This is a genomic window from Parabacteroides sp. B2-S-102, assembly GCF_023656665.1.
Lineage (GTDB): Bacteria > Bacteroidota > Bacteroidia > Bacteroidales > Tannerellaceae > Parabacteroides > Parabacteroides distasonis.
Map to the genome: position 1 here is coordinate 127,961 of NZ_JAMOKM010000009.1, position 26,955 is coordinate 154,915.

Below are 26,955 nucleotides of genomic sequence, written 5' to 3' on the forward strand. Positions count from 1 at the left end.
GATACTTACCTTCGAATATAAAAAAAGCCCCCGTTTCCGGAGGCTTTTTTTGTGCTTATAATTTAGCTTTCCATTCATTCATCAACTCGGTAATGGTTTCCCGTACCGAAGTGATCTTATTCGCTCGCCAAGCGTTACTGCCGGCGAAAGCGTATCCATTCTCGAAATTCCCTTTGAAGGCGTTGTACAAGGCGGTGACGATACAATACGGGCTGCGTGATATATCGCACGTCTTGATACAGTTGAAGGGACAAGCTTTCGGTTGCTTGATTCCCGCCTTCACTTTCTCAAGGAAACTGCAATGGATGGCTCGTCCGGGCATGCCGACGGGACTTTTGATGATCTCTATGTCCTTCTCCTCTGCCTGTATATAGGTCTGTTTGAAGGCTTCCGAGGCATCGCATTCCGTGGTGGTAACGAACCGGGTTCCTAACTGAACGCCTGATGCTCCAAGGTCTATCATGCGTTTGATATCTTCACCCGTATAAATGCCTCCTGCCGCAATTACCGGGATCTTTTTGTCGTATTTCTGCTCGAAATGAGAGACTTCCTCTACGACTTGAGGTAATAATTCTTCCAATGAGAAATGCTGGTCTTCCAACTGGTTTTCCTTATATCCCAGATGTCCACCCGCTTTCGGGCCTTCTAGTACCACCGCATCCGGAAGATAATCATAGTTATTCTTCCATTTCTCGCAGATGATGCGTACGGCACGTGCGCTGGAAACGATGGGAACCAGCTTGGTGACGCTATCTTTCTTGAGGAAAGAAGGCAAGTCCAAAGGCAGTCCGGCACCGCTGAAAATGATGTCTACCTTTTCCGCTATACTGGTTTTCACCAATTCGGCGAAGTCGGAAAGAGCCACCATTACGTTTACGCCGATGATACCTTTCGCTTTTTCCCGGGCCTTGCGGATCTCTTCCGCTAACCCGAGATTCCCAGCTTCCGTATAATTGCTGGGTGACAATTTCTTATATAAAAGTCCGAGACCGGCTGCGGAGATAACGCCGATCCCACCTTCATTTGCAACGGCCGAGGCTAAGCCGGAAAGAGAGATGCCTACGCCCATTCCACCTTGGATGATTGGAATACGAGCCTTTAGGTCTCCGATTGTTAATGTCTTCATTAAAAAAATAAATATAGTGTTTCAATAATCGAGGCAAAGGTAGCACAATATCCCAATAAATGTGCGAAATGGACCAGAATTATCGCGCAAATATTCTAGTCATGTGCAATGTATGGAACGAACCGATTATTTTATGTAAATTCGTCCCTGAATAATTAGGCAAGACGTCTGTAACAGGATTGTAATGTATGTGAAACGGGTGTGAAACAGGAGCGTTGTAACTTTGCGACGCAAATATAGTTTTTATAGTTAGGAATGAAATTAGGAAAAGTTATAGCGCTCATGTTAGTGCTGCTTCCATTCAGTATGGGAGCGCAGGAGGTGGATCAGTCGGTGGAAAAACGTATCGATTCCTTGGCTACGGAAGTGACTACCTTGGATAAGGTAGTCCAGAAGCTAAGCAAATTCAAGGTTTCCGCTTATATCCAAGGACAATACCAATATGGACAGGAGGACGCTACCTTGAAAGTGGGCGATAAGAACGAGAACTTGGATAAAGGGTTTAACCGGATCGGTATCCGCCGGGGGCGTATGAAGTTTGAGTACAATGATGGGATCGGAACAGGTGCTGTCCAGATCGAGGTGAATGATAAGGGAGTAAGTTTCCGTGATCTGTATATCGGTATCAAGGACCCTTGGACGAAGCGTAGCCAGTTGATGGCTGGTGTGTTCAACCGTCCTTTCGGTTATGAGGTCTGTTATTCCACGAGTTCTCTCGAATCTCCGGAGAGAGCGACTATTATCCAGTATTTCTTCCCGGATGAGCGTGACTTGGGAGCGATGCTTACCTTACGTACCAAGACTACCAGCCCATTGAGTTTCTTGCGATTGGATGCCGGTCTGTTTGCCGGAAACAGTATTAACCGGGAGACGGATAGCCGGAAAGATTTCATCGGGCGTCTGGGTGCCGAGAAGGCGATAGGCGACTGGGGAAAATGGGGAGCCGGTTTCTCCTATTACCATGGTTTTGTCTACAACCCGACTACCGAGGCGTATGAGATGCGTGGCAATCATTTCGTTAAGAGGGATATGGGAGAGACGGGTACTTATATGAAGCGCCAGTATTTAGGTTTGGATGGACAGTTTAGTTTTCTTTCATCTTTAGGAAAGACCACTCTCCGTGCGGAAGGTTTAATCGGTACCCAACCCGGTATCGCCGGGAGCAGTAAAAGCCCGAACTACAGTACCCGACCGGAGAATTTGCCGGAAAATTCTTTGTTCAAGCGTCCTTTCCTTGGTTACTTCTTTTATTTGGTACAGGATATAGGCGCCTCTCCTTTCTCCGCCGTATTGAAATATGACGTTTACGATCCGAATACGAAGGTGAGTGGAAATGAGGTAGGGGCGGAAAATAGCTTCACCTCAAAAACCGACTTGGCTCAAAGCACGATAGGTATTGGCGGTATCTATAATTTCAATAAACATATCCGTCTACAAGCTTACTACGAGTTTAACTTCAATGAGAAAAGTAACCTCGTGAAGGGCTACGAGAACGACCGGAAGGATAATGTATTGACAGTCCGTCTTCAATATAAGTTTTAATTCATAGGATTGTAATATCTGTTTCATCCCATTGAAATACCGAAGTATTTATTTTGTATCGTAAATAAAAGATAAATACAAAGTAATGAAGAAGACGATTTTATTAGCTGCCATGGCAGCGTGTTTGTTTGCTACGAATGTGTTTGCCCAGAAGATAAAGGGTAGCGATACTTGTTTGCCTCTTACCCAGACTGAAGCCGAGAATTTCATGAATAAGAACAAAGCCGCTAAGATAACGGTGACGGGTGGTGGCTCCGGCGTGGGGATCTCCGCTTTGATGGAAGGCACTACGGATATAGCGATGGCTTCCCGTAAGATGAAATTCGACGAGCGCATGAAGTTGCAAGAAGCCGGAAAGAAAACGAAAGAGGAGGTGATCGCCTACGACGCTCTGGCTGTTGTCGTGCATCCTTCCAACAAGGTATCCAATCTGACCCGGGAGCAATTGGAAGGCATTTTTACCGGCAAGATTAAGAATTGGAAAGAAGTGGGTGGTGCGGATATGAAGATCGTGGCCTATTCCCGCGAGACTTCTTCCGGAACCTACGAGTTCTTCAAGGAGAGCGTGTTGAAAAATAAGAACTATATGAACGGTATCTTGAGCATGCCGGCTACAGGTGCCATTATACAAAGCGTAAGCCAGACGAAAGGAGCCATTGGCTATGTAGGTCTTGCTTATTTGAATAAAGAAGTGAAGCCGATCCATGTATCGTATGATGCCGGAAAATCCTACGTGGAGCCTTCGTTGGAGAACGCGAGGAATAAGACCTATCCGGTTGTCCGTCCGTTGTTCTACTACTATGAGACGAAGAATGCCTCAAAGGTGCGACCGTTCATCGATTATGTGATGTCTGCCGAAGGACAAGCGACGGTGAAGAAGGTTGGTTATATCCCGGTAAAGTAAGCGGAGAATCCGGACAGCGTTGTATGAGCACATCATACAACGCTGTCTAAGGTGCTTCGACAGTACTATCTAAGGTGTTAAGACAACGCTGTCTTATGTGTTGGGATAAGATTGTCCGTCCGTCTCTTCCAGAAACTGATCCATATACAGATTCTCGCCATCCCATACGATATAAGAGAAGAATTGCATCCAATCCCCGGCTATGAGAATACGGGAGGTACGGCTTAACATCAAGTCCAACATGATGTGGCGATGGCCGAAAATGAAGAAGTTTATATCGGGATGCGTCTTTAGATATTCCTTGGCGAAAACAACCATATATTCTGCGTCTTCCCCTTGATACTTTTTAGCCTCTTGCTTTTCCAGTCCGCTCTTCCGGCTGTTGAGCGACCAGCCTAAAGCGAACCCGAACGTCCAGCGGGGATGTATTCCCGCATATAACCATTGGCAGAACTTGTTCCGGAAAATAGCCCTGATCAGACGGAATGCCTTACTCCGGAAATCTACCTCATCGCCATGCCCGAGGAAGAAACGTTTCCCCAATAAATCGACTGTCAAGGTATCCCGATGGATGATGGCGCCTATCTCTTTCGGCAAGTAGTCGAACATCCAGATGTCATGGTTACCGATAAAGATATGTATTTCTATACCTCTGTCCGCTAACTCGGCCAATTTCCCCAGAAAACGTACATGGCCTTTCGGCACGACGTATTTGTATTCGTACCAATAGTCGAATAGATCTCCCAGAAACCAAATGGCGGAAGCGTCTTCCTTGATGCTATCCAGCCAACGTACCAGTTTCTTCTCGATGGCTAAAGGGTCCTTGTGGAAACGGGCTCCCAGATGTGCGTCTGAGGCGAAATATATTTTCATAGAAAACCTAATTCCAGTTTAGCCTCCTCCGTCATCATGTCCTTGTCCCATTCCGGCTCGAAGACGAGGTTTACCTCTACATTGTTCACCCCATCGACCGCTTCTACCTTCATACGGACATCTTCCAATATGAAATCGGCCGCCGGACAGTTCGGGGCGGTGAGGGTCATATCGATGCGTACATTTTTTTCCTCATCGATATCTACCTTATATATAAGCCCAAGATCGTATACGTTTACGGGTATTTCCGGGTCGTATACCGTCTTCAGCATAGCGACGATCGCTTCTTCTGTTTGGAGAAATTCGTTGTTCATCTTCTTTTGTTTTATACGCGAATATACATTAATACTTCTATATACTAAACCGGGGGAAAAGAGAATTTGTTTCACCGGATCAGCCTTCCTTCGTCTGCATAGCTATAATAGCCGCTATCGGACAGGATGATATGGTCCAGTATCCTAATATCCATCAGCTTCGCCGCCTTTTGGATACGCTCGGTCAAGGCATCGTCGTGCGTACTGGGGCGGAGGCTACCGGATGGATGATTATGGCATAGGATTATACCGGAGGCCAAGGCGTTGATCGCCGCTTTTAATACCAAACGGATATCCACGGAAGTCTGGTTTACTCCGCCCTGACTGATTTTTACCTTTTGTATCACCTTATTTAATGGATTGGTTAGAGCGATCCAGAGTTCCTCATAAGGTAAATCGCATAGTTGGGTACGGAATAGGAGATAGGAGTCTTTGCTGCTTCGGATAGCATCTTGAGGAGACGCCTCTGAGGTTTCCCGCCGTTTCCCTAGTTCCATAGCGGCGCAGATCGTGACCGCCTTCGCCTCTCCGATACCTTTAAAGCCGGAAGTTAATTCTTTGATGGAACGTTTACCCAATGTATTCAGATTGTTGTTTACGGAGTGAAGTATCCGTTGAGAGAGTTGTACGGCCGTCTCCTCATTGTTGCCGGATCCGATCAGTATGGCGATCAATTCGGCATCGCTTAATACGGAAGCGCCTTTTTGAAGCATTTTCTCACGGGGCCTGTCTTCTTCGGCCCATTCCTTGATGGAAAGTTTTCCTGTCTTTTCTTTCATAGTCGGGAAAGGTTTATGATTTGGTTAAAAAAATAGTTCCCGCCTGCTTATCAAGCGGGAACCGTATATTTTGACAAGACCCGGATTACTCGCGGATACGGCCTACGTAAGAACCATCAGTCGTATTGATCTCGATAACCTCGCCCTCGTTGATGAACAACGGAACGCGAACTTCCGCACCAGTCTCTACGGTTGCCGGTTTCAAGGTGTTAGTAGCAGTGTCACCTTTAATACCCGGTTCTGTATAAGTAACTTTTAATTGAACTTTTGTAGGCATGTCGGCGAAAAGAACCGTATCGGTAGATGCATCAGAAACAACGTCTACAATTTCTCCCTCTTTCATGAAATCAACGCCGTTGATCAAGTTTTTGTCGATGATCACGTCATCGAATGTCTCTTGGTTCATGAAATGATAATGCTCGCCTTCCGTATAAGTGAACTGATACGGGCGACGTTCTACGCGTACATCTTCCAACTTCTCACCGATATTGAAACGACGCTCGATCTGACCGCCTTTTACAACATCTTTCAATGTGGTACGCATGATGGTATTACCTTTACCCGGTTTTACGTGAAGGAAATCGACGCAGAAATAGAGTTTTCCGTCCAAACGGATACAAGTTCCTTTCTTAATGTCTTGTGAATTGATCATATTTATTTTCTTTATTTATAATGTTATAGAGTAATCCTTAACGATTTTCGGGGGCAAAAGTAGTACATTCCTGCTAAAGTAGCAAAAAGTTTTGCGTATTTATATGGAAAAATAGTTGCAAATCAACCGAATAACCGGAACCAAGACCGCTGTCATGATACCCATCAAGCCAATCGCCAGTCCGCTTAATGCTCCTTCGATGGCCCCGATTTGAATGGCCGCTGCTGTTCCTACTCCATGGGAGGAAGCCCCTAACGCCAGTCCTTTAGCGATATGGCTATCTATTCCCAGTACCCTCATCACGATAGGGCCCACTATACTGCCAAAGATTCCTACCGCTACGACGATGACGGCGGTAAGTGAAGGTATGCCGCCCGCTTTCTCCGCTATCCCCATAGCGATCGGGGTGGTGACGGATTTCGGTTGGAGCGTGGCGATCAACGCTTGGTCGGCTCCCATCAATTTACCGATGATGATTACGCTTACGATTCCGACAATGGCCCCGACAAATACGGAAGTCAAGATCGAAACGACATTTCCCTTTAGATATTGGATTTGCTCATATAACACATAGCCAAGGGCCACTACGGAAGGCCCCAGCATAAAATGGATCAAATGACTGCTTTGCTGGAACGACTCATATTGAATGCCTAGGACTTCCAGTACCACGATAATCACGAAGATGGTCGTAAGCAAAGGATGCAAAAGACTGATATGGACTTTCTTGTAAAGAGCCAAGGAAGTCAGGTAGGTACCAATTACCAAGGTAAGAGCGAAAATCTCGGAATGCGCCAGATTATCCATGGTCTATTTCCCCTTTTCCAGTTTTTGTTGCACCAACGCTACGCTGGCGATGACTAAAATTGTACTTACTACGGAAGCGATCAGCAGGACTGCCCAATACTCGGAGATGATCCCGAAGGAATTCATAAGCCCTACACCAGCTGGAACGAAGAATAATCCCATGTTTTGGGTAAGAACCGTGGAAAGACGTTTCACCTTTTCAGGTTTTACTTTCTTGAACGCGAGGGCTAAAAATAATAGCACCATCCCAATTACGCTACCCGGTATGAAACCGTCGATAAAGTAGCTGATAAACTCTCCCGTGAAATAGAAGAAGAGAATGTAAAATGCTTCTGTTAGCATAGTTTTTCTACCTTTTTTGATAACCGCTACAAAGATAACAGCTATTTCGTAGATATGTTCTATAACATATTATTTTAACATTGTAGGGACGGCGTCCGTCCCCCCGTGGTATCAAGCTAACGCGGAAGTAATGAACATATAAATCATCATACCGATAATATCGTTGGTAATGGTGATAAACGGCCCGGTCGCCAAGGCCGGATCTATCTTCATCTTATCTAAGGTCATGGGAACTAACGTGCCGAATATACTGGCGAACATTACGACGGCGAATAGGCTTAAAGATACGGAGGCCGTAATCCCCCGGTCTCCCAGCATGAAGAAGTTGTAAATGAACACGACCAGACTGATAATGCTGGCATTGATTAACGAAACTACGGACTCTTTTAGGATTTGCGGTACGATATTCCCTTCCTTCAAGGTATTGTTTGCCAAGCCTTGTACCACGATAGCGGAAGATTGTATGCCTACGTTTCCACCGGTACCACCGATCAGCGGGATAAATAGCGCCATCTTCGGGTTAGTGGCGAAACTGCTCTCGAAACCACCGAGGATAACGGAGTTTCCCAATCCTCCGATCATGCCGATCAGCAGCCAAGGTAGGCGGGCGGCGGTTTGGGTGAATACATTATCCGAGGTTTCCACGTCTTGCGAGATACCGGATGCCAACTGGTAATCACGCTCGTGTTGCTCGCGTACCTCATCCATAACGTCATCGATCGTGATACGTCCTACCAGACGTCCGATACTATCGACTACGGGCAAGGCTACCAAGTCGTATTTCTCGATCGTCTCCGTAACCTCCTCGATACTGTCGCTGTCGCGAACGGAGATCGGGTCTTTTTTCATGACATGCTTGATCTTGGAGACGGATGGGTGGGTAATCAGTTTCTGCAAGGGGAGCACGCCTTTCAAGCGCTCGTCGTCGTCCACTACATATACATAATAGATCTCGCTCATCTCCTCCGCTTGCTTGCGCATCTCGTCGATACATTTGGGCATACTCCAATTCTCGTTCACCACGATCATCTCGGTACCCATCAAACCGCCGGCGGTGTCCTCGTCGTATTTCAACAAGTCCACGATATCACCGGCCTGTTCTACGTCCTCGATATGCGAAAGGATCTCCTCTTGGGTATCCTCGTCCAACTCACGCATCAAGTCAACGGCATCATCCGTTTCCATGTTATCGACGAAACGCTTGGCGATAAGCTCATTGGGAAGTTCCTTCAATAACTTATGACGGTCTTCCTCATCCAACTCCATCAATACATCCGCCGCTTTGTCGCCATCCATCAATAGATAGAGATAAATGGCCTCTTGCAAGTTCAGTTCTTGATAAAGCTCGGCTATATCGGCAGGATACAGTTCATGAAGTACCTCCTGTGCCTTCGCGTCATCTTTGGCCTCGATGATGCTTTTCAGGTTCTCGATGTAATCTTTCGTCAGTTCGATCATTGGACTCTTATATTATTATAGGACATCACCAGCCTGCTTCTCCAGATGCTTTTGGCTGATCAAGGTCAGTTCCACGAATTGCTCCACGGATAACTGTTCCGGGCGCTTGTCGAATATCGGCAAGGCGTAATCCGGGCAATCTTTACCCAATAGGGGTTTCATGGAATTACGAAGCGTTTTTCTTCGTTGGTTGAATGAGGTCTTTACTACGGTCTTGAATAACTTCTCGTCGCATCCCAGCTCCTTGCGGTCGTTACGAGTCATTTTCAATACGGCGCTTTTCACCTTTGGAGGCGGATCGAATACTTTCTCACTGACAGTAAAGAGGTATTCCACGTCGTACCAAGCTTGAAGCAATACGCTCAAGATTCCGTACGTCTTGCTACCGGGACCTGCCGCTAGGCGTTCCGCTACCTCTTTTTGTAACATCCCCGAGCAGCAGGGAATCTGGTCCTTATAATCGAGGACTTTGAAGAATATCTGGCTGGAGATATTATAGGGATAATTACCGATCACACAAAACTGCCCCGGAAATAGCTTCGAGAGATCCAATTTCAGGAAATCCTCGGCGATGATACGTCCTTTCAGATCGGGGAAATTCTGGTTCAGGTAATCTACGGATTCCATGTCCAACTCGACAACGGTCAAATCATGTCCCGCCTCCAGCAAGAACTGGGTAAGGACTCCCATTCCCGGTCCGATTTCCAAGACCGGCAAGGATTTGAAAGTATCGAGTGTGTCCGCAATGCGCTGTGCTATTTGCAGATCCTTTAGGAAATGTTGCCCTAATGCTTTTTTTGGCTTAACTAATCTCATCCACTTTTCGGTGTAATGTGTTTGTTTTTAAATATTATGCTTATCTTTGCGGATGCACAAAAGTACAATAAATAATTTAAAGTTCCCTATACCTAATGGATTTTAAGAGCATTCTACGTACGTTTCTGAAGATAATTCTACCTTTAGCCTTCGGCTGTTTACTCCTTTGGTTTTTGTATCGGAAAATGGATATCACTGAGATTTGGCGAGTAGTCAAGGAGGGGGTTCGTTATGATATTATTCTGGTTTCTTTACTGTTCGGCTTGTTCGCCAATATCGTCCGTGGTTTACGGTGGGGATTGCTGATCAGTTCCTTGGGCGAGCGTTTCAAGATGAGTAACGTGATTTACGCCGTGTTGGGTAATTACGCGGTGAATCTGGTATTGCCCCGTGTCGGCGAGGTATGGCGTTGCGGCATGATCACGAAATACGATAAGATCTCGTTTACCAAGCTTTTAGGTACCTTGTTGATCGACCGTGTGAGCGATACGATCATGGTCGGTTTGATAACCTTGATGATATTCATATTTAATATAAGCTTCTTTACGAGTTTCTTCGCCAAGAACCCGGCTTTGCTCGAAGGGTTCCAATCCATGTTTAATTCGATATGGATTTACGTGGCGGTGATAATTTTTGTCGCTGTAATTTGGTTTGTATTCACTTATATGAGTAACTTTACGCTGGTACAGAAAGCCAAAGGCATGTTGAAGAATATATGGACCGGTATGAAGAGTATCTGGTACATGGAGCATAAGATGCGTTTCGTGATAGAGACGTTATTGATTTGGGGAGGTTATTTCTGTTACTTTTATATAACGTTCTATGCTTTCGACTTTACCAAGGACTTGGGTATCGTGGTCGGGCTGATCACGTTTACGATGAGTAGTATCGGCGTGGCGGTGCCTGTTCAAGGCGGTATCGGACCGTGGCATTTCATGGTGATCGCTACCTTGGTTTGTTTTGGCGTGAACGAGAATGACGCGGCGGCGTTCGCCTTGGTCGTTCATACGGTACAGACGGTATGGACTGGATTGTGCGGATTATTCGGCGTGGTGGCTTTGCCGCTCACCAACCGGGAGAACAAAGAGGCTCCGGTCGCTGTTTCGTGATGAATACAAGATATGTATTAAATATGAACTGAACTAAATTATTAACATCTATGTCAGCAGAAATCAAAGATCTATCTCCGAAGCATGTATGGGGTTATTTTTATGACCTTACGCAAATCCCCCGTCCGACCGGACATATGGAGGCAGTAACCCGTTTTATGATATCCTTTGGTAAAGGATTGGGACTGGAAACCCTGCAAGATGAGGTGGGTAACGTATTGATCCGTAAGCCGGCCACGCCCGGAATGGAAGGTCGTAAGACCGTGACATTGCAGTCTCATCTGGATATGGTTCCCCAAAAAAACTCTTCCGTAAAGCATGATTTCGAGAAAGATCCGATCGACGCTTACATAGACGGTGATTGGGTGACGGCCCGTGAGACGACTTTGGGGGCGGACAATGGCATGGGCGCCGCTCTGGCGATGGCCGTGTTAGCGGACAATAGCTTGCGTCACGGACCTATCGAGGCCCTGTTTACGATTGATGAGGAACAGGGAATGGACGGCGCTTTCGGCTTGAAGCCGCATTTCTTAAAGGGTGATATTTTATTGAATTGTGATTCCGAGAAGGAAGGGGAGTTGTTCGTAGGTTGCGCGGGTGGCGCTAACGTGAATGTCTCTTTCCAATTTAAGGAGGATACTTATATTCCGGAAGGTGACGTGGCTGTCAAGGTTAGCTTGGCTGGCTTGAAAGGTGGTCATTCCGGTGTGGATATTCATTTAGGGCGTGCGAATGCGAATAAGTTGATCTTCCGTTTCTTGAAAGAGGCGGTATGCGATTATGGCGCTCGTTTGTCTTCTGTGGCGGGTGGTTCCTTGCCTAACGCAATCCCTCGTGAGGCTTTTGCCGTGATAACGATTCCGGGTGATAACGTGGAGTCTCTTTGGGAGCTAGTGGCTGATTACCAAGATATGTTCCGTACGGAGTATATGGGTGTGGAGGATAAGATCGATTTCGTTGCGGAGATGGTTGAATTGCCGTCTACGTTGATTCCGGAGGAGATACAGGATGATTTGATCAATGCGATCGAGGGTTGCCAGAATGGTGTGATTAGCATGTTGCATGATTTCCCGGGTACGGTTGAGTCTTCCTCTAACTTGGCGATCGTGAAGACATCTGATGAGTTGATCGAGGTGAAAATCTTGGTGCGTAGCTCATCCGAGTCTCGCAGGGATTCTGTTTGCTCAAGTCTGGAAAGTGTATTCGCTTTGGCAGGGGCTAAGGTGGAGGAGTCCGGTCATTATAATGGCTGGCAGCCTAATATCAATTCCCCGATCTTGAACTTGATGAAATCTACCTATCTGGATTTATTTGGTAAGGAACCTGAGGTGAAGGTGATGCATGCCGGATTGGAATGCGGTATCATCCAAGGCGCTTATCCGGATATGGATATGGTTTCTATCGGACCGGATTTGGAATATCCGCACTCACCGGATGAGCGAGTGAATATTCATTCCGTACAGAAGATCTGGGAGTTTATTACAGCTACATTGGAGAGAATCTAAGGAACTCTTTCCTTATAGATAGTAGACAAGCCCTCCAGCCTTTGTTCTTCTAACCATTCGGTTAGCGAGAATAGGGCTGGAGGGCTTATTTTATAATTTCTCTATATCCTCAAGGGAGAGTCCGGTGCATTTTTGGATGATGAGAGGTGCGATTCCCTCGGCTTTCATGTTACGGGCCGTAGATTCTTTCCCTTTCAATATCCCTTTCTCCTCCGCGTAATCGATCGTATTCTTATAATCCCTGTATCGTTTCAGAGCCTCGTCGTATTGTATGCGCTCCTCTTTGCTGAGGTTTGCCACGTCGGCTACTTCCAGCAACTTGTCGAAGACCGCCTTTCTCGCCTTGAACGGCATTCTCTCTAAAGTGTCCATATGCTTCAATAAATAAATCCAACGTTCAAAATCGTTCTCGCACTCGTCCGGTTCTTTTTGGAAGTAGGGCAGCTCGAGGTAGACTTGCCGTATCCTGTCGCTGAACATCCTTCCGGTTTCCCTGTCCGCCAATATAACATCGGTCCGGAACTTTGAGTTCACGTCCATCTTGTAGTTAAGTAGGAATACCCCGTATACGGGTTGCAACGCGAATTTCCAGTCCTTCCCTCTTTGCCCTTGGTTACTGATGGCCCTCGCCAGATAGTACAGTCCCCTGTCGTGGAAATAGGGTTGTGCCCCGGTTTGCATCTCAACGACGAATAGGTTTCCGTTGCTATCCTTGCAATGCACGTCAAAAACGATTCCCCTGTCATCCAGCGTCTCGGGGGTCTGAATCGGGTTAAGGAACGTGATATCCTCAATGTCGTGCTCTCCGAAGAACAACTGGTTCAGGAAATCGATTAGTAACTCCTTGTGTACCTCCTGCCCGAATATCCGGTGAAAGCCGAAATCGGTGAAGGGATTGATAAATTTTCCCATAGTGTTTATAGGTTTTAGTGATTAATATGAAAGGGATGGTTCTTTTTCCATCTCTTGCGGTAAAGATACGCTTTTTATTTTTAACACGTACGTCTTTTTGAAAAAACATGTACGTGTTTCCGGAAAAAGACGTACGTGTTTTTTGAAGGTCATAATGTTGCCGTAATATCTAGGATCTTGAAGGAATCTCATGTCGTGAAAACGGTTGTTATCTTGACTTTTTGTTTGATATAAGGCTTAAATCGTGGCAATCCCTTTTTGCCGGTATTGTGAAATAGGGGGAAGGGGGAGACGATAATCGGGGTTTTATATAAAAAAGTACGGCCTTTTACGCACGATATACGACAAAAGCCTGCACATATAGTCGCGTTGGGTAACGCCTATACTGCCGTTGGGCATTATAAACAGTCACGAATAGGGTTGGCGGTAGTCGTGAATGGGTATTGTAACCCTGTTAGAACCCAGTCGTAACCCTATGGGATAGCCCGAAGAAGTCAATAGATATGAATTACGATGAATGAATTTCGCTAGAACGGAAGGCGGTTTTTTAGCATCTGCCTGTTAATTAGTTGATTGCTATTTTTTTCTTACTTATTTGGGAACGAGCTGTACCTTTGTTCGAAAAAATCGATTCTCCGGGAGTTAAGAATACAAAATGTCAACGTGTTACTTTTGGATAGATATATAAATGTACGTATGTACATTATTATAAAGGCGTAAAGTTTGTATGATTCATAAATACTATTATCGTGTAGAAACGACTAGTTTAAACGATCGATTCTTTTAGTCATTTGCAAAGGTACGCGTTTCTTCGACTTCTGCAACCCTTCCGGGCTATTTTTTTCACCCCTTATCCTCTTTCTTATCAATCAAATAGGCTATCCGTTACGAAATAACCGATTCCGTAAACGAACCTCTCTTTTCCTCCCTCAAAAAACGACTAATCTAGACGATCGTTTAGACTAGTCGTTTTTATGTGGTTTGGGGATCGGTTTAATAGAGCTAAGTATTTGATTATCTTAATAAACACTAGTATTAATATTAATTTCAGTATTATGAACAAAAAGTTTTCTACTTTGGCTGCTGTCTTCTTGGCAGTAAGTGCGCTTTCCACAAGTGCGGTAGCGAATGTGACGAACGGTAATTATTATCGTTTGAAATATAGCACGACTACCCCAACTTCAACCGAAAAATATTTGGGTGTGGATATAGCGAAGACGGATAGTGTCGTGCTGAATTCCAAGGCGACTGGCTCAACAGTCTCTGCGGGAACGGATACTCCGGATAATTTGTTGAGTGATCGTTATTTCTGGAAAGTCAACAAGACTATTGCGGCTAGCGGTGATTCATTGTTTACATTTACGAACAGAAAAACAGGAAAGGTATTGGCTTTCGACGCTAAGGAAGCGAATGCTATCATTTCTGGTGGTGCCGTAAATACTTGGGGATGGAAGGGGCATTCTTCTTCGGCTTCTGGAATTTATTCCGTATCTGGGGGTAATACTTATTATCTCGTAGAGGAGAGTGGCGTTGTAAAAGTAAAGAAACAGACAGGAGTTACCCCTCCCACAAGTGGTATGCTTGCGCTAGAGGAAGACGTACCTGCGGCAGCGAATATGTCTGCCAAGCAGTTGAATGAGAAAAATGGAGGTAAAGGTTTTGAGCTAGCGTTCTCTCCGGCTGCAAATGGTGAGAAAAATCTCTTCATAGAATCTATGTTAAGAGCGGAAGCTTTACATGATGGAAGTACGACTGGTACTTTCGAATTAGATTCTGATGCGGATCATGCTCCTGTTGTAAGTTCTCCTGCGGTTTTAGCTGGTGACACAGCTTTCTTCGCTGTTAGTGGCAAGGTTATTGAGAATGCGGCAAAACAAAAGGTACAATATTACTTGGTGGCTGATACTACTTATTTTACAGGATTGGGTACGACAGGTGTTGTGTTTACTCAAGATACGTTGAAAATAACGAAAGATGCCGCCGGAAAGATTACTAAAGTGGAGCCCGCTCCAGGACGTGTACTTAACGCTTATCGCTTTGTGACCTCGTATAATTATGATAAAGCCTCCATGAATATTGAGGTGGTTGGTTTACAGGCAAAGAAGACAAGCGGATATTACAAGGATGATGTGCAAGAGAAATCTCTTGCATCTGGTAAGTCTTGGTATGTATATGTGGCAGAATTGTCTGATCGGAAAGAGGTTTCTGTTATAGAAAATGCGACAGCTCCTTCTACAAAGATCACGTTTAAGACTGGCTCCGCAATCTCTGATCTGAATACGAAAGTAGCTTACGCCGTCCAGAAAGTGAAGGATGATGGTTCTTTGAGTAAGTATTATGGTGCTAATAATGCATCTACTAATAAGGATAGCCTGGATGTCGCTTCTGCCTTAGTTCCTGCTACACAGTATATCATGATTCATGAAGGTGAGAACAACTATTCTTTGTATAACAGAGCGTATGGTAATAAGCTTGAGGAGGCTTCTGGCGCTTACTATAAGACCGATAAAGAAGGTATCTATCGTATCAATGGTACGGATTATAAGTTGACAGCTCTTACTACCGCAGCTGGTGAAGCCGGCAAGTATGTTGGTTATAGACATTTCTCTGATTCAGAGGTAGCGAACACATCGTTTACTTTGCGTGTTCAATCTATCGCTGGCAATAGCATCTTCATTGCATCCAAGGATTCCTCTATTTTCGCCGCTAATAGCGATGGACAGTTCTTTACGGTGAAACCTTATGACTCTGAGAAGTTTGGTTATACATCGAAAGATTCCTTGAGCCGCACGGCTTATATGTTGGTTGAACGCTATGGTGACAGACATCTGGCCTATGATAAAGCGAATAAGTTTGTCTTGTCTAAAGAGGCTTATAATACGCAGAATGACACGGTGGTCGTATTCTTCCAGGCTACCGCCACTGAAGGTCAGTATTTGTTGGCTTATGCTCAAACAGATGAGACAAAGGGTAAGTTGGCATCCACTTCTATGGACGGTAACTATATTATCGCGAACATTACTACGGGTGCTATCGAGAAATCTGCTTCTACAGCGGTAGCTCCTACCGTATTCGTATTCGAGAATGAGAAGAATGAGTACCAAGCAGAGGCGGCAGGTCATAAGATCATTACTTTGGCTTCCGATGACGCTATGTCTATCACTCGTACGGATGACAATTTCGCTTCCTTGAAACGTGTCGGTCAATTGAGATCCGCTTTCGAGGCCGAGAACTTCGCTTTGTGGGTTGATACCGCAGATGCTACGGACGAGACGAAACCATTGTATTTTATCTCTACTAAGCAGGGTTTGGATTCTGCTACGGTAAAGGCCGGCAATAGCTTGTATATGGTAAGCGTAGAGGATTCTACGGCTAACGCTTATAAGTGGGAAGGTCTTTCTCGCGTAGCGTTTATCGAGGGTAAGTATGTGGCAGGCACTGATTCCTTGGAATTATATACCGCTACGGATACGGCTAAATATGTGAAGAAGCATGATAACGAGGCTAATTGGGCATTCGCTTTGAACCCGGATGGTGGCGTGTCTTTGCAGAACATGAAGTCAAATCAATATGTAGCTACTCGTAACGACGTATTGGTGATGGTTAAGAAGATGGATGAAGCCGCCATGTTTGGTGTTGCTAAATCTGAGGTAATCCCGACCTCAAATGGCACTATCGACGCTGTTGAGGGTGTGTCTGTGACAACTGATAACGGTACCGTAACTATCCAAGGTGCCGCAGGTAAATCAGTAGTTATCTCTAACATCTTAGGTAAGGTAGTCGCTGAGACAGTTCTTACATCTGATAACGTAACTATCGCCGTACCTGCCGGTATCGTAGCCGTAGCAGTTGAAGGTGAGACCGCTGTTAAGGTGGTAGTTAAATAATAAAGATATATAATTCTAAGATTCCCGTGCGGAGATTCGTCTTCAAGTAAACCGTGAGGTAGAACATGCGGGGATATTAATACTAAAGTAAAAAATTAAAGCTCTCCGTCAGTATTTCCGTGAGGCAAGAAAGCGGAAAAAGAATAAGCCCCGGTCGGTTTCTCGATCGGGGCTTTTTGTCTATTCTTTGTCGTTTTTATCTTTAAGTCTCAATCCGGTTCTAGCGTTGAGGGGAGAGATTACCGAGTGGCCTAAATCGCTTTCAAGTTGTTTGCGGGCGGCCTCTGCTGCTTTTCCTCCTTGTTTGGCGATAACTTCGTGTTCTTCGAGATGTTGCGGATTCTTTTCTTTGGCAGTTTTACCGGCCCACGTTTGATAGATGATATCTGTAAGGGTAGCAAACTGAACGCCCTCTTGTAGTCCGTGTCGTTTCCATTCATCGGTTAGGTCTTTACGTATCTCGATGCTTTTAAGGCGTTGATTAATCCAATTATCCGAGTACCCCAACGCTTTATATTCCCTCATGGCTCGATCTATCGTTAACTCGGGGTCTTGCATTTCATCCAATCGCTCTTTTGCCACTTGGGCCATCCATAGCTTGAAAGGTTCTGCTTTAGGGGATGGGATGGATTGGATAAGCCGGAACAGCTGTTCTGTCGTAGCTACGTCGGTTTTGTAGTATTTCCCATCGGTAGAAGGTAATTTCAGTTGGTTACAATTTGTAACCGACTCATTTCCCTCTTTTCTTAGCCTATGTTTCAACACCTTCCAGTAATTGCTAGGATTAGGACTATCTGTTAGGATAGCGACAACGCTAGGATCGTCATACTTGCCGGTATCGAAGCCGTGATTGTTGAATGTGAGACCACTGTTAAGGTGGTAGTTAAATACAGTTTCTCGATCGGGGCTTTTTTGGTGAATCTTTTTAATTTTGTACTTTTGTAAGCTTGCACGAATGTTATACATGAATAGGAGAATTAGACAATGGCCAGCGATGATATAAAACAGGCATGGAAAGTGCCGGAACCTACGTTAAGGAGGTTGCCGTGGTATCTTGCGTTCGTAAAGTTGATGAAAGGGAAAGGGGAAGCGTTTATCTCATCTACCCAGATCGCTAAGGAGATTAATGTAGATCCTAGTCAGGTCGCTAAAGATCTCTCTTTTGTGAATATCTCCGGGAAGACGAGAGTGGGATACGATATTAACGCGTTGGTTGACGTATTGGAGGATTTCCTCGGTTTTACATCCCAGCATAAGGCATTTCTGTTTGGGGTAGGGAGTCTGGGCGCTTCTTTGTTGCATGACACCGGACTGAGCCAATATGGTTTGGAGATCGTGGCGGGCTTTGATGTCCGTGAGGATTTGGACGGGAGCATGATCAATGGCATTCCCGTTTTTCATATGGATGATTTTCCTGCCAAGCAGAAAGAATATGGCGCGACGATCGGGGTGATCACCGTGCCGGTGGAGAAAGCGCAGGAGGTGACAGACCGGATTATCGAGGGAGGAATCAAGGCTCTTTGGAATTTTACCCCCTTCCGTATACGGGTGCCGGAACATATCGTAGTCCAGAATACTTCTATGTATGCGCATTTAGCTGTTATGTTTAATCGATTGAACTCAATGAATCACTAAAATATGAAGATTATCGCCGTTGGAATGAACTATGCCGCTCACAATAAAGAGCTGCATCATTCGTTAGAATTATCAGAGCCTACTATTTTTATGAAGTCGGACTCCTCTTTGTTGAAAGATGGGAAACCGTTTTTTATTCCGGATTTTTCATCGGAAGTTCATTATGAGACGGAGATCGTGGTACGGATAGACCGTTTGGGGAAAAATATAGCCGAGCGTTTCGCTCATCGTTATTATAATGAGGTTACGGTCGGTATTGATTTCACGGCACGGGATTTGCAGAATAAATTGCGTGCGCAAGGGCTACCGTGGGAGATTAGTAAGGCGTTTGATAATTCGGCTGTGATCGGGACCTTTATTCCGCTGGAGCAAGCGGGGGATGTAAACCGGCTTCCGTTCCATCTGGATATCAATGGCTCGAAGGTACAGGAAGGCAATACCTCGAATATGCTGTTTTCGGTAGATAAGATTATTGCGTACGTAAGTCGCTTCTTTACGCTGAAAATAGGCGATTTGATTTATACCGGAACACCTGCTGGCGTAGGTCCCGTGAAGATCGACGATCATCTGGAGGGATATCTTGGCGAGCGGAAGCTTCTGGATTTTTATGTGAGATGAGAAGATTAATATATATATTCATTATAGGTTTATTACTTTGCTCATATACATGGGCGGATGGTAGCCGTTATGCTTCTAAATCCCTGTTATCGGAGGGGAAATGGGTGAAGATCCGGGTGGATAAGACCGGAATCTACAAATTATCCTATGCGGATTTGAAGAATATGGGTTTCTCGGACCCATCGAAAGTCTCTGTCCATGGCTATGGAGGATGGCCCTTGGATGAGGATTTCAGTAAGGAATATATCGATGATGTCCCTTCTACACCGGTTTGGCGTGGGAGTGATTACCTGTTATTCTACGGGAAAGGGCCGGTTAAATGGGAGTATGACTCGTCGAGCCAGACATTCGTGCATACGAATAATCCTTATTCATTGTATGGCTATTATTTTGTGACCGATGCCACTCCGACGAATGATATGACTTCCGTGGCTCAAGCGAGTGGCGCGACTAATCGGATCACGACTTACGATGATTATTTGGTGCATGAGCAAGAATTAGTATCGTTGGCGAAATCGGGTAGGGAGCTGTATGGGGAAGATTTTAGCGGAGCTACCCCCCGAACCCTATCAACATTCTCTTCAATTCCGGGAATCACGAATGAAGACGCTAAGGTAACCATGAGCTTTGTATCCAAAGTCACTTCCGGTACGGGAGTCGCTTCTTTGAGTATTAATCAGTCTAATGTTCTGGACGTTTCGATCCGCTCGAATAGAGAGGAATATGTGAAGGCGCTAGAAGGGGTAAGCACGGCGGTATGGAAAGGCGAGAAGAGTGAGAAAAACAGTGTGGTCGTGTCTTATAATTCGGCTTCTCATAACAATGTACGGTTAAATTACGTTCGGTTACATTTTAAGAGGACTTTGCAGCCGTATGGGGCCTATACTTTTTTTCGTAGTATAGCTTCTATCGGAAATGTTTCCCGGTTCGTGGTACAGGGCGCAAACGCGAATACCTTGGTCTTTGATGTGACGGATGCTCAGCGGGTAAGACTGATGGAGACGGAATTGAATGGCTCCGAACTTACTTTCTCTATTCCTGCCGGTACCTTACGGGAGTTCGTTTTGGTACGGACGGATCAGAGCTTTATCTCTCCGGAGGTTGTCGGTGAGGTGGAGAATCAAAACCTACATGCCTTGGAGCAAAAAGACATGATCATCATAGCGGCTAAAGCTTTCCAAACGCAAGCGGAACGGTTGGCGGAGGAACACCGGGCAACAGACGGATTGACCGTGGAAGTCGTGGATCCTCAGTCGATTTATAATGAGTTCTCAAGCGGTGCGCCTGACGCTACCGCTTACCGCCGGTTCATGAAAATGTTCTACGATCGTAGCGTGTCTGCCGGTAACGCTCCAAAATACCTGTTATTGTTTGGCGATGGTATTTACGACAACCGGGGAATTTGCTCGGACGTGAAAAATATAGCAAGGGATAATATGTTGCTGACCTATCAGTCGAGAGCGTCCTTGTTTGAATATTCAGGATTGTTCTATAATTCTAATTTCTCGTATGTAACGGATGATTATTATGGGCTATTGGATAATGTATCCGAGGAGGCACTTGATAAGCCGAACAGTATTTGCATAGGTGTAGGACGTTTCCCCGTGCGGACGGTAACGGAGGCTACCCAAATGGTAGATAAGGTAATCGGTTATATGCGGAACGAGGACAGAGGCGGCTGGAAAAACCAAATCACCTTCGTGGCGGATGATGGTAACAATGCGGATCACTATACGAGTAGTCATGCGGAACAAGCTGATGAGCTGGCCCGGTTTATAGAGGAAAATCATGGGGCTTTCCTAACGAATAAAGTTTATTTCGATGCGTTTAAGCGAGATAATAGCGGAACGTATCCGGATGTACGTAAGCGGATCTCTGAATTATTGAAGAAAGGGCAACTGTTGATTAACTATACGGGGCATGGTAATACGACCGCTTGGTCTGACGAATACGTGTGGACACAGACGGATATCTTACAATCTACTTATACGAAACTACCCATTTGGGTGACGGCGACTTGCGATTTTACCCGTTTCGATGACGTGAATACCTCGGCGGGAGAATCTGTTTTCTTGAATGCGAAAAGTGGAGGGATCGCATTGTTTACGACAACCCGTGTGGTTGTATCTAGCGGTAACTCGGCACTGAATAAGGAACTTTACCGCAATCTCTTTGAGAGGGAGAGTGACGGACGGGCCCGTACCTTGGGCGAGGCCATGATGGAGACCAAGCGGAAACTGTCTGGTATCAATAAACTTAATTTTATTTTGATAGGTGACCCTGCTTTGAGAATCTCCTATCCGGAGTATAAGGCGCAAGTGACAGCCGTGAACGGCAAGGCCATATCAGATGAGCCTTTTACGTTTAAGGCTTTGGAGAAAATAACGGTGGAGGGAGAGATCTTAGATACGAAAGAGGGCTTGGCTAACGATTTTACCGGTATCCTAAATGCTACGGTGCTGGATAGTAAAGCTTCATTGACCACCTTGGGCAATAATACGAATGAAAAAGGAGATACGGTCCGCTTCTCTTACACAGATTACCCGAATACGATCTATATCGGGCAAGATTCGGTACGGCAAGGAAAATTTAGTTTTACATTTATGGTACCGAAAGATATCTCTTATTCGAATAAGCAGGGAAAACTGAATCTCTACGCCTCGGATGAGGTGAACAAGCATGAGGCACAAGGATCTTTCTTGAATTATATCGTTGGCGGTACCGCTGATAATGCGGAGGCAGATACGATCGGCCCTGAGATCCGGCAGATTTACTTGAATGATTCTAGTTTTGTAGAGGGTGATCAAGTGAATACGACTCCTTATTTTGTCGCTAGGCTGTGGGACAAGAGCGGTGTGAATATAACAGGTAGTAGTGTAGGGCATGATATCATGCTGACGGTCGACAGTATGCCTTCCATGAGTTATAACTTGAATAATTACTATGCACTATTACCCGATAAAGAAGGGGAAGGACTTGTCCAGTTCTCCATCCCCGAGATGGAGCCGGGAATGCATACGGCCGAGTTTAAGGTGTGGGATATCTTAAATAACTCCACAACCTATACCTTTACTTTTGAGGTGGCGGAAGGGTTGAAACCTAATCTGATCGAGATGTATGCCACCCCGAATCCGGCACGGGATCAAGTGGAATTCTTTCTGCATCACAATCGCCCGGAGTCGAACTTAAAGGTGACGGTTATGGTTTATGATATGACCGGTAAGTTCCTATGGAGTACCGAGAAGAGCGGTTCCTCCGAGTTGTTTAAGGCTTATATCGTAACTTGGAACTTGACGGATAACGGTGGCAGGCGGTTGCGCCCGGGAGTTTATCTGTATCGGGCGGCGATTAGTACGAATAACTCGAAAGAGGCGACGAAAGCGAATAAATTAATCATTCTCGCACAATAAAGTATCGGGTAATTAGTTTATAATAAGCATGGGGGTATGTTTATTACCCTCTAGGAATGATAAATGTAAATGTATTTTTAGAATAGAATATATGGTAAGAGTTTCAAGATTCAGTCTGTTACTAGCGGTTTTCAGCTTTTTGACGGCATTTACGGCTTTATATGCCCAAGGAGGCGCAGACGATGTTAAACATAAATTCGCCCCGATTAATACGGCGATACCGTCTTTGTCTATCGCGCCCGACGCTCGTGGAGGTGCTATGGGTGATAACGGTGTGGCTACTACGCCGGATGTGAATTCCCAATACTGGAACCCGGCTAAGTATGCTTTTAGCTATAGTAAGGCCGGAGTCGCCTTGTCCTATACGCCTTGGTTACGTAAATTGGTGAATGATGTGGCTTTAGCGTATCTGGCCGGTTATTATAAATTAGGCGATAGCGATATGCAGGCGATCGGAGCTTCTTTGCGTTATTTCTCTTTAGGAGAAGTACAGGAAAGCCGGGATGGAGGAATGGGTAATCAGCTCATATTGAATCCTTATGAGATGGCTTTTGATGTAAGTTATAGCCGTAAATTATCGGATGTGTTCTCTATGGCGGTCGCCTTGCGCTATATTCGTTCGGACATGGGTGCCTCGTCGGATGCGGATATGGTTCCGGATAACGCTTTTGCCGCTGATATCGCCGGTTATCTGGAGAAATACGTGATCTTAGGGAATAGCGAGTGCCTGTGGAGCTTTGGTTTTAATGTCTCCAATATCGGTACGAAGGTCTCTTACGACGGTGGAAATACCAACCAATTCTTGCCTACGATGTTAAAGGTTGGAACTGGTTTACTGTATCCGATCGATGATTATAACCAAATCGGTATCTATGTGGATTTGAGTAAATATTTAGTTCCTACCGAACCTATTCAAGAAGGTACGACTCCCGAGGATGAGGCTGCTTATAAGGAAAAACATGATGAATATAACAATATGTCCCCGATCACGGGTATCTTCAAATCATTCGGCGACTCGCCGAATGGCTTCAAGGGCGAGCTGGAGGAGATTATGGCCTCTATCGGTCTGGAGTATAATTACAATCAGCAGTTCTTTGTTCGCGGCGGTTATTACTATGAGAATAAATATCAGGGAAACCGTCAGTACTTCTCGGTCGGCGCAGGTTTCCGCATGAGCGTTTTCCAGTTGGATGCCGCTTATCTGATCAGTACGGTACAGAGTAACCCGTTGGACCAGACGTTGCGTTTCTCCTTGTCGTTCGATATGGATGGAATCAAGAACCTTTTCAGATAAATGGGTATGAAGATACGGGTAGGTTTTGGTTATGACGTCCACGCCTTGGTGCCGGACCGGGAATTATGGCTAGGCGGGATTAAGATCGAGCATACGTTGGGCCTATTGGGACATAGCGATGCGGACGTGCTGATCCATGCGATCTGTGACGCTTTATTGGGAGCGGCCAATATGCGGGATATCGGTTATCATTTCCCGGATACGGCTGGTGAATATAAGAATATCGATAGTAAGATCTTGCTCCGGGATACCATGAGGCTTTTAAGAGACGCGGGCTATGAGTTGGGTAATATCGATGCCACCGTAGCCGCCGAGCGCCCTAAATTGAATCCCCATATCCCTCTGATGAAGAAAACGCTGGCCGAGGTCATGAACGTGGACGAGGAGGATATCTCTATCAAGGCTACTACCACGGAGAAGCTGGGCTTCACCGGACGGCAGGAAGGGATCTCGGCTTACGCTACGGTCTTGATACAGCGCATGGGATCGTAAACCAGAAAGTACTCCCTTTTCCTTCTTCCGACTCTACGCCGATCTTCCCGTGAAGATTCTCTAGGATCGTTTGGCAAATGGATAGTCCGAGTCCGGTTCCTTGGATAAAGGAATCGAATTTGGCGAAACGCTCGAATACGTGCGGGAGGTTCTTCCGCTCAATACCTTTTCCGGTATCTTTTACGTAAAAGTATAATCCATCTTCCCTCTCCTTGTATCCCATGCGGATAGACCCTTGGAACGTGAACTTACAGGCGTTCGTGAGGAAGTTGGTGATCACTTGGGTCAAGCGATTCTTCTCGGAATAGATAACGCAATCCTGTTCAGGTATCTCGCAATAGAGAGTGACACCGTCTTTCACCCGGCTTTGGAAGGTCTGGTATAAGCTCCGGAATAGCGTGGATACGTTGAACTCGGAATAGATGAAATCCATTTGCCCGGCCTCGATCTTCGATAGGTCTAGGATATCGTTCACGAGTTGAAGGAGAAGCTCGTTGTTTGTCTCGATGATCTCGCAGAACTCTCTCGTCTCCTCGGAGTGGCAAGTTTCCGCTAGCAGGTTGGAAAAGCCTACGATAGCGTTCAGCGGGGTACGTATCTCGTGGCTCATGTTCGCTAGGAAGGCGGATTTCAACCGGTTGGATTCCTCTATCTTCTCCTTGTCCCTCAGTTCTTGTTCCATTTTTTTCCGTTGGTTGATGAGGGTAGTACCTCCGGTTAAGTAGGCGGGTTTTCCTTCCGGATCGGTTTTCCCTACGATCGCAAAGATCTCTATCCATGTATATTCGAGCCCTGTATCGTCTAAATAACGGATCTCCTCGTCGATCGATATGCTCTCGCCGGCGATTAGTTTATTGATTGCGTCTTGCATCTGTTCCAAGTCCTCGGGGTGAATGCCGCTATAAAACTCGTCCGCCGACATGCAGAATTGGCCGTCGATTCCCTTGTCGCGAATGGATCTTTGGGTCAGGTAAATATTGTTACATTCGAGCCGTGCTTCTTTTACGTCCCATATCCATGTCATCATGTTGCTGGCTTTCAAGACGAGCTGGTATTTCTGGTTCAGGTCTTGCGCTTGGCGTGCGATTTGCAGCTCCTTGTCTTTGGCCTTTTGCTTTTGGATGAAGAGGCGGACCCGTAAGATCCCGATCGTTATCAATAACGCCAGAATGACGAGTAGGCTTATGATATGGATCTTGTATTTCTGTAAGAAACCGGGAGGCTCTTGGAAATACGTGGCGTTCGGGGGATATAGGCCGGGATCGATCTGGTGAAGCAATAGATGCTGGTAATTTAGGTAGGCCCTCGGGGTTTCCGCGGTCTGGATCGGGATTTCCTTACTATCTTTCCCCGAGAGGATCATTTCGATCGTGTTGACCGTCACCTGCGCATAATCCTCCGGAGAAACATAATATCCCCCGGCGAAATTCCCGTTTTCTGTTTGTACGTCTTGCAAGGTAAAGATTGGGGGGACGGAGAAACTATTGGTCATTTTCTGGACGTTATCGACTAGGTAACGATTCTCGTTATCCTTCCGGGTCCTGTACCATGAGTAATAAAGGACTCCGGTCTTATTGTCGAAAGAGGCCAGTCTGTCCAATAAGTTCTCGGTGGAAATGGAGGTGGTAGACAGTGGCTCGAATTGGATGCCCGGAAAATCTTTCCGTAGCACGGCCTCTACATCCGCTTTCGTTTGCTGGCTTATATAACGGCGGTCAAAAATAAAGGCCAGTTTGGTTAATTCCGGTTGTAGCTTTTTGATTAGCTCGATCGTTTGTTTGATATAGACTGGGTATTTTATAAAAGTGGCGTTATAGCCTTTTACTACGTCCGTGATGGGAACCAGCGTATCGAGCACGTTTTTATCTAGGTCTATCAGGTACTCTTCTTTCGGGTACATATAATCTCTGGCGTAGCAGATGATAGAGGGAATATCTTTCCATTCCTTGTCGAACAACGGGCGGGCGACAAGCCAAGAGGGATCTCCTATGCATACGACTAAGGTGGGTGGCACGGGAACTCTCTCTAGGATCATTGTTCTCTTCTCTTGAAACCCTTCCATAGTGCGGATACCGGGGATCTGTAAGGGAATCGCCTTTACGGTAAACCCTTCCTCCCCGAATTTTCTTTCTATATCAAGATAGGTCTGTTTCGTCCAGCTTTCCTCGAAGTTGATGGAGTGCAGTACGACTATAGACGGTTTCTCGCCGGAGCCTCGTGCGCTCATGTTCAAGTGGACCGTTAGTATAATAAAAATAAAAAGAATGATATTTCTCATGGCCGTTAATTCTAAGCGATATATGTAGCAAACGTGATTCTGGTAGCAAATGTAGTGATTCCGCTTTATTAAGCAAGAGGTTTGCCTGAAAATAAAGGTTTTATATGTAGTAAAATGGTAATAGTTCCATCTTGATAGGATAGCCTTTTCGCCCTTGTTTGCCTATTCGGAGATTAATACGTAGCTTTGAGCCAATAAAGTGGTA

22 protein-coding genes are annotated in these 26,955 nt (G+C 45.6%); 10 read left to right on the plus strand and 12 right to left on the minus strand.

Translation table 11 applies throughout. From position 1 onward, the window contains the following. Positions 1–55: 55 nt before the first annotated feature. Complete coding sequence (locus NBH07_RS13135; protein ID WP_005861189.1) at positions 56–1,126, minus strand: NAD(P)H-dependent flavin oxidoreductase; 1,071 nt, start codon at positions 1,124–1,126, stop codon at positions 56–58. 255 nt (positions 1,127–1,381) lie between these two features. Here NBH07_RS13135 and NBH07_RS13140 point away from each other — a divergent pair, with 255 nt between their 5' ends. Continuing rightward, complete coding sequence (locus NBH07_RS13140; RefSeq protein WP_008773889.1) at positions 1,382–2,668, plus strand: putative porin; 1,287 nt, start codon at positions 1,382–1,384, stop codon at positions 2,666–2,668. Positions 2,669–2,753: 85 nt separating this feature from the next. Beyond that, positions 2,754–3,572 (plus strand): PstS family phosphate ABC transporter substrate-binding protein, encoded by an 819-nt coding sequence (locus NBH07_RS13145; RefSeq protein WP_005861193.1) that lies wholly within the window; start codon positions 2,754–2,756, stop codon positions 3,570–3,572. A gap of 93 nt (positions 3,573–3,665) precedes the next feature. Here the strand turns inward: NBH07_RS13145 and NBH07_RS13150 are convergent, their stop codons facing one another. The 8 genes from NBH07_RS13150 to rsmA all read right to left on the minus strand — a co-directional run bounded on the left by NBH07_RS13150 (position 3,666) and on the right by rsmA (position 9,610). Beyond that, positions 3,666–4,445 carry a UDP-2,3-diacylglucosamine diphosphatase gene (locus tag NBH07_RS13150; RefSeq protein WP_005861197.1) on the minus strand — a complete coding sequence of 260 codons (780 nt, stop codon included), beginning with the start codon at positions 4,443–4,445 and terminating at the stop codon, positions 3,666–3,668. Continuing rightward, positions 4,442–4,759, minus strand: a complete 318-nt coding sequence (locus tag NBH07_RS13155; protein ID WP_005861198.1) for a metal-sulfur cluster assembly factor — start codon at positions 4,757–4,759, stop codon at positions 4,442–4,444. Before NBH07_RS13155 ends, NBH07_RS13150 begins: the two co-directional genes overlap by 4 nt. A gap of 71 nt (positions 4,760–4,830) precedes the next feature. Then, entirely contained in the window at positions 4,831–5,538 is a 708-nt protein-coding gene (gene radC, locus NBH07_RS13160) for a RadC family protein (protein WP_005861199.1), read from the minus strand. An 85-nt stretch (positions 5,539–5,623) separates the two neighbouring features. Next, positions 5,624–6,190: an elongation factor P gene (gene efp, locus NBH07_RS13165; RefSeq protein ID WP_005861200.1), complete on the minus strand. Its 567-nt coding sequence runs from the start codon at positions 6,188–6,190 to the stop codon at positions 5,624–5,626. Positions 6,191–6,289: 99 nt separating this feature from the next. Further along, positions 6,290–6,994, minus strand: a complete 705-nt coding sequence (locus tag NBH07_RS13170) for an LrgB family protein (protein ID WP_005861201.1) — start codon at positions 6,992–6,994, stop codon at positions 6,290–6,292. 3 nt (positions 6,995–6,997) lie between these two features. Further along, positions 6,998–7,336 (minus strand): CidA/LrgA family protein, encoded by a 339-nt coding sequence (locus NBH07_RS13175; RefSeq protein WP_005861203.1) that lies wholly within the window; start codon positions 7,334–7,336, stop codon positions 6,998–7,000. 111 nt (positions 7,337–7,447) lie between these two features. Further along, the gene (gene mgtE / locus NBH07_RS13180) at positions 7,448–8,794 is read right to left on the minus strand and encodes a magnesium transporter (RefSeq protein ID WP_005861206.1); all 1,347 of its coding nucleotides are present in this window, start codon (positions 8,792–8,794) and stop codon (positions 7,448–7,450) included. Between the two features lie 15 nt (positions 8,795–8,809). Next, positions 8,810–9,610 carry a 16S rRNA (adenine(1518)-N(6)/adenine(1519)-N(6))-dimethyltransferase RsmA gene (gene rsmA / locus NBH07_RS13185; RefSeq protein WP_005861207.1) on the minus strand — a complete coding sequence of 267 codons (801 nt, stop codon included), beginning with the start codon at positions 9,608–9,610 and terminating at the stop codon, positions 8,810–8,812. A 95-nt stretch (positions 9,611–9,705) separates the two neighbouring features. On the opposite strand from rsmA, the gene NBH07_RS13190 reads away from it, so the two are divergent. After that, positions 9,706–10,719 (plus strand): lysylphosphatidylglycerol synthase transmembrane domain-containing protein, encoded by a 1,014-nt coding sequence (locus NBH07_RS13190; RefSeq protein WP_005861208.1) that lies wholly within the window; start codon positions 9,706–9,708, stop codon positions 10,717–10,719. A 50-nt stretch (positions 10,720–10,769) separates the two neighbouring features. Next, positions 10,770–12,224, plus strand: a complete 1,455-nt coding sequence (locus tag NBH07_RS13195) for an aminoacyl-histidine dipeptidase (protein WP_005866769.1) — start codon at positions 10,770–10,772, stop codon at positions 12,222–12,224. Between the two features lie 90 nt (positions 12,225–12,314). Here the strand turns inward: NBH07_RS13195 and NBH07_RS13200 are convergent, their stop codons facing one another. Continuing rightward, entirely contained in the window at positions 12,315–13,136 is an 822-nt protein-coding gene (locus NBH07_RS13200) for an Rpn family recombination-promoting nuclease/putative transposase (RefSeq protein ID WP_009018359.1), read from the minus strand. A 1,055-nt stretch (positions 13,137–14,191) separates the two neighbouring features. On the opposite strand from NBH07_RS13200, the gene NBH07_RS13205 reads away from it, so the two are divergent. Next, complete coding sequence (locus tag NBH07_RS13205) at positions 14,192–17,023, plus strand: DUF6383 domain-containing protein (protein ID WP_009018358.1); 2,832 nt, start codon at positions 14,192–14,194, stop codon at positions 17,021–17,023. Between the two features lie 180 nt (positions 17,024–17,203). Here NBH07_RS13205 and NBH07_RS13210 read toward each other — a convergent pair whose 3' ends face one another. After that, positions 17,204–17,989, minus strand: a complete 786-nt coding sequence (locus NBH07_RS13210) for a BRO-N domain-containing protein (protein ID WP_009276451.1) — start codon at positions 17,987–17,989, stop codon at positions 17,204–17,206. 18 nt (positions 17,990–18,007) lie between these two features. Between NBH07_RS13210 and NBH07_RS13215 the strand changes: the two genes are divergently transcribed. The 5 genes from NBH07_RS13215 (at position 18,008) to ispF (ending at position 24,472) form a co-directional block, all read left to right on the plus strand. Beyond that, a complete protein-coding gene (locus tag NBH07_RS13215) occupies positions 18,008–18,658 on the plus strand; it encodes a redox-sensing transcriptional repressor Rex (protein ID WP_005861218.1) in 651 nt (216 codons plus the stop codon). 3 nt (positions 18,659–18,661) lie between these two features. Further along, entirely contained in the window at positions 18,662–19,276 is a 615-nt protein-coding gene (locus tag NBH07_RS13220) for a fumarylacetoacetate hydrolase family protein (RefSeq protein ID WP_005861219.1), read from the plus strand. Continuing rightward, on the plus strand, positions 19,273–22,686 hold the full coding sequence (gene porU, locus NBH07_RS13225) for a type IX secretion system sortase PorU (protein ID WP_156682342.1): 3,414 nt from the start codon (positions 19,273–19,275) through the stop codon (positions 22,684–22,686). The genes NBH07_RS13220 and porU overlap by 4 nt, the downstream gene beginning before the upstream one ends. A gap of 91 nt (positions 22,687–22,777) precedes the next feature. Continuing rightward, on the plus strand, positions 22,778–23,980 hold the full coding sequence (porV, locus tag NBH07_RS13230) for a type IX secretion system outer membrane channel protein PorV (protein ID WP_005861221.1): 1,203 nt from the start codon (positions 22,778–22,780) through the stop codon (positions 23,978–23,980). A 6-nt stretch (positions 23,981–23,986) separates the two neighbouring features. Further along, positions 23,987–24,472: a 2-C-methyl-D-erythritol 2,4-cyclodiphosphate synthase gene (gene ispF / locus NBH07_RS13235; RefSeq protein WP_008773883.1), complete on the plus strand. Its 486-nt coding sequence runs from the start codon at positions 23,987–23,989 to the stop codon at positions 24,470–24,472. On the opposite strand, the gene NBH07_RS13240 is transcribed toward ispF, so the two are convergent. After that, on the minus strand, positions 24,441–26,750 hold the full coding sequence (locus tag NBH07_RS13240) for a sensor histidine kinase (RefSeq protein WP_172986028.1): 2,310 nt from the start codon (positions 26,748–26,750) through the stop codon (positions 24,441–24,443). The two genes, ispF and NBH07_RS13240, sit on opposite strands and share 32 nt — an antisense overlap. Between the last annotated feature and the right edge of the window lie 205 nt (positions 26,751–26,955).